Source organism: uncultured Mucilaginibacter sp. (assembly GCF_903913935.1).
GTDB lineage: Bacteria > Bacteroidota > Bacteroidia > Sphingobacteriales > Sphingobacteriaceae > Mucilaginibacter.
Window position 1 is genome coordinate 1 of record NZ_CAIWNH010000187.1, and the last position, 4555, is coordinate 4555.

A 4555-nucleotide genomic window follows, 5' to 3' on the forward strand; every position below is an offset into this window, starting at 1 on the left:
GGCAAACAAAAAGAAAGTAAAATTTGGCTTAAACTGCTCTCTTTAAAACCAATGTCCGAAGAAAGCAATTTACTGCTTGAAGGCGAGTATGACGGCATAAAGGAACTTGATAACCCAACACCCGCATGGTTTATGTATTTGTTTTATGGTACAATACTTTTCGCGGTAGGTTACCTGCTTAATTACCATGTGTTTGGCACGGGACAGCTTCAATATGCTGAGTATAAAACTGAAATGGCACAGGCTGACGCTGCTAAAAAAGTTTATTTAAGCCACCAGGCCAGCAAGGTTGATGAAAATACAGTTAAACTGGAAACAGACCCAACTGTACTTGCTTCCGGAAAGACCGTATTTATGACAACCTGTTCTCCATGTCACGGTGCACAGGGCCAAGGTGTTGTAGGGCCAAACCTGACAGACGATTACTGGCTGCATGGCGGAAAGATCAGCGATATTTTTAAAACAATAAAATACGGCGTGCTTGCAAAAGGAATGCCGACATGGGAAAAGCAATTATCGCCAAAACAAATATCTGACGTTTCTAATTATATCAAATCGTTGCATGGTACCAACCCTCCGGGCGCAAAGGAACCGCAGGGAACTAAAGAAGAGGACGATGCCAAAAGTCATGCACCGAAATCTTAAAACCTAAATCAATATAAGGATATACCAGGATGGATGGATTATTAGAGGGAGCGAAAAGTGGTAAGCGGCAGTGGATATATCCGTTGATACGTAAGGGGCCATTTTACAAATGGCGCAGCTGGATAAGTTATATTTACCTTGTCTTCCTGTTCTCAGGGCCTTTTATACGTATTAACGGGCAGCCACTGTTGCTGCTTAATTTTATCGACAGGCAGTTTGTATTACTGGGCCAGGTGTTTTGGCCCCAGGATATATTTCTGTTTGTGATTGCAACGCTGATATTTATAGTTTGTATTGTATTGTTTACCATTGCGTTTGGCCGTGTGTTTTGCGGCTGGATCTGCCCCCAAACCATTTTTATGGAAATGGTTTTCCGCAAAGTGGAAGAATGGATTGAAGGTGACGCAAGAAAAAGGAAAAAACTTGATGCCGGCCCCTGGACAAGCGATAAAATTATAAGGAAAACCAGCAAAGCGGCCGCTTTTATTATCATTTCTTTTTTGATCGCCAATACCTTTTTGGCGTACATTATTGGTAGTGAAAGTTTAATAAAAATTATCACTGAACCGATAGCAGCTCATGTAGTCGGTTTCATAAGTATTTGGGTGTTTACAATAGTTTTTTACACGGTATACAGCAGGATACGTGAGCAGGTTTGTACCTTGTTTTGCCCGTATGGCAGGCTGCAGGGGGTTATGATAGATGAGCATACACTGGTTGTTGCTTATGATGATGTAAGGGGTGAACCCAGGGGTAAGATTGATAAAAAGCACGATATGCCCGGCCAGAAAGGTGATTGCATTGACTGCGGCTTATGTATTGATGTTTGCCCTACCGGGATAGATATCAGGAAAGGGACACAACTTGAATGCATTAACTGCACTGCATGTATTGATGTATGCGACGAGGTAATGGATAAGATCCATAAACCGCAAAAGCTGATCGGCTATTTTTCAGAAAACATGATCCACATGAAAGAGAAGCCGTCGTTTACGATAAGAATGAAGGCTTATACCGGAGTGATTGTTGTATTGCTATCGGTGCTGAGCTATTTCATATTTACACGCAGCGATCTTGATGTAACGGTTATGCGTAGTGCAGGAATGCTGTACCAGGAACAACCCGGAGGATATATCAGTAATATTTATAATGCGGAATTTATAAACAAAACTAATCAGCAGAAAAAATTTACACTTCAGGCAGATGATCAATAAATAATAATTAAATATATACAGGCGCCGGGTATAATGGAAAAAGAGGGGGCAGTTAAGGCTATATTTTTTGTAATGATACCGGCTTCAAAAATACATAATGCTAAAACAGATGTGCATTTACAACTGGTAGTAGGAAATAGAGTAGTGAAAACGGTTGAAACCGAATTTGTTGGACCAATAAATTAATTTAAACTATGAACTGGGGAAAAGGAATTGTATTGACAATGGTAGCTTTTATGCTGTTTATTGTGACGATGGTGTATTTTATGTTTACAGCTCCTGTTGACGATTACGACCATCAGTATTATGAAAAAGGACTCACTTTTGATAAAGATTATAACCAGGAAGTGCAGGTTTATAAAGATCATGTGGTACCATTGATAAAATCGGATGCTGATAACTTAAAAGTAGCATTTGCACAACAGATTACCAGTGGAAAGGTAACATTGGGCCGCCCTTCAGACTACACTATGGACAGGGTTTATAACCTAAAACTTAATGCCCAAAACGAATTGATTATACCGCTTGAAAAAGTTAGCAAAGGCCATTGGTTATTGGTTTTTAATTGGGAGAGCAATCATAAAAAATATTTATACCAGCACGGTATAAACCTGAAATGAACAGCGGCGAAATTGCATTTTTTCTAGGCCTATTTGGAAGTGCGCATTGCGTTGGGATGTGCGGGCCGCTTGCCCTTGCTGTGCCTTCTTTTCAAACCCGCTGGTGGCTTGTAATTGCTGATAAGTTGGTTTATAATTTGGGCCGTGTAATCACCTATACTTTTTTGGGTTTCCTCATAGGTTTTATTGGAAGGCAGTTATGGCTGTCGGGCCTGCAACAGGGGATAAGCCTGCTGAGTGGCATCCTTATCCTGATGGCGGGCTTTTCAAGAATATTTAAGTTAAGGCTATCCGATGGTGAATTTATGGCGAAGCTACTATCTCCATTTAACCGTTTGTTAAATTACGCATTGCGGCATCGCGCAGGTAACCTGGTTGTTGGTTTGCTTAACGGGTTTTTACCATGCGGGTTCGTGTACCTTGCCCTTGCAGGAGCAATTAACGCGGGTTCGCCGTTTACGTCGGCTCAATTTATGTTTTGGTTTGGTATGGGTACTTTTCCATTGATGCTCATCGCAACAGTAAGTACCGGGTTTATGGGGCCTGCAATACGCAGGCGCATCAACAAAACAATACCTTATTTTATGATATTTCTTGGGTTTTGGTTTTTACTGCGCGGCCTTCAGCTCAATATTCCTTACCTAAGCCCCGCAGTGTTTAACCCGACCACTGGCGTTTGCCGTTAAAATGGCAATTGTTCGAATTTGAAGAATAATATAAGTGGCTTCTGATCTCTCTTTTTGCCTTTTCGAAGTGCATGTGAAACCCTGCAAATGATTTAACAAAATGATAATGATCATATTTTGACCGGAGTGACATCATGTGTTAGCGTTGTAAAATTGCCCAACTTTACGTTAATAAAATAAATCAGAAGATGAGAGCAATTAGGATGCACAAGCCGGTTTATTGGGAATATAAGCCAGCACCAGGTCCCTGGAAGTCAGGTATTTTAGAGAATTTGATTTTTTGGGGGATAAAAGTTCAATAAGCAAAACCAAGTGGGTATATATCCGGATTGTTGTTCAATCTGTATTTTTTATTCCATTGGTGGCATTACTGTTAACGTACTGTCACGCTCATTTTAGCATTATTGCCGGTAGTTGCCTGGCATTTTTTACTAATATTTTTGCTTGTTTGGATCGGCCCGCGCGTGCCCTTACTTCAGTTGTTGCCTTTTGTTTAATTGATGCGTTCGTGCTCATCATCTTTTTAATTTGATTGTTTGTTTAGTTTTGATAAGGTAAATTTTTAATGTTGATTTGAAGCTGTTGCCATTAATGCAACAGCTTTTTTATGCTGGTCGTTTTTTGAAAAAGTGCTTCAGATCATGTTTTTGACTGTTTAAGGTCATGTTTTTGGCAGCAAAGGCATGTTATATTTGTATTGTAATAATTGATTTAGGTAAAAGATAGCATATAGCGATGCTGTTGATTTTTAATCGGTTTTTTTAACATTAATTGTTTAGTTTAATTTTTTTAGCTGTTGCCTGGCAGGGTAACAGCTTTTTTTATGACGTAAGTTTGCCCCGGAGCGAGCCCAAATATTTATCTGGTAAATTGCCTGTAAAAATTTGGTTTTATGGCATAGCTAACCTGCCATACTGAAGAGCTGCGAAGTAGGTTGGTTTTTCCAAAGCCTGGCATCCAGCGCCATACAAATATTACGCAGGTAACGTTTACCTTCCGGCGTTACTTTAAGGCTCCACGAATTAAGTTCAATAAGTCCGTCATTTGCAAGCGTTTGCAGCCGCTCGATGCCTGCGAATATAGATTCAAAAGGTTCATTATGATAATTCCACCTGGTTTCGCCTTTGCACATTATATCCAAAATATGCCTGCGAATAACAAGGTCTTCCCTTGTCAAAATATGCCCTTTAAATACCGGTAACTTGTCCTGGTTTACCAATTCAATATAGTCTTCCACCTTTTTTACATTTTGGGCAAAAGCATACCACGAATCGCTGATGGATGATACACCAAGCCCGATCATAAGTTCGGTGTACTGGTGGGTATAGCCCATAAAATTGCGATGTAATTTGCCGGTAACAGATGCCTGGTATAAACTGTCTGCAGGTAA

Annotated in this window: 5 protein-coding genes and 1 pseudogene; 5 read left to right on the top strand and 1 reads right to left on the bottom strand. The window is 40.2% G+C overall.

The genetic code is table 11. The features are described 5' to 3' along the window. The 5 genes from QZY09_RS06930 to QZY09_RS06950 form a co-directional block, all read left to right on the top strand. Positions 1 to 645 (top strand): cbb3-type cytochrome c oxidase N-terminal domain-containing protein (locus QZY09_RS06930; RefSeq protein WP_295670110.1); only part of this gene is annotated, 645 nt, incomplete at its 5' end. A 29-nt stretch (positions 646 to 674) separates the two neighbouring features. Next, complete coding sequence (gene ccoG / locus QZY09_RS06935; RefSeq protein WP_295670112.1) at positions 675 to 1859, top strand: cytochrome c oxidase accessory protein CcoG; 1185 nt, start codon at positions 675 to 677, stop codon at positions 1857 to 1859. A gap of 33 nt (positions 1860 to 1892) precedes the next feature. After that, complete coding sequence (locus tag QZY09_RS06940; protein WP_295670113.1) at positions 1893 to 2045, top strand: hypothetical protein; 153 nt, start codon at positions 1893 to 1895, stop codon at positions 2043 to 2045. Positions 2046 to 2053: 8 nt separating this feature from the next. Continuing rightward, positions 2054 to 2479: a FixH family protein gene (locus QZY09_RS06945; protein ID WP_295670118.1), complete on the top strand. Its 426-nt coding sequence runs from the start codon at positions 2054 to 2056 to the stop codon at positions 2477 to 2479. After that, on the top strand, positions 2476 to 3165 hold the full coding sequence (locus QZY09_RS06950) for a sulfite exporter TauE/SafE family protein (RefSeq protein WP_295670121.1): 690 nt from the start codon (positions 2476 to 2478) through the stop codon (positions 3163 to 3165). Before QZY09_RS06945 ends, QZY09_RS06950 begins: the two co-directional genes overlap by 4 nt. Before the next feature lie 901 nt (positions 3166 to 4066). Here QZY09_RS06950 and QZY09_RS06955 read toward each other — a convergent pair. Continuing rightward, positions 4067 to 4555 (bottom strand): annotated as a pseudogene (locus tag QZY09_RS06955) (coproporphyrinogen III oxidase); the annotation flags it as partial.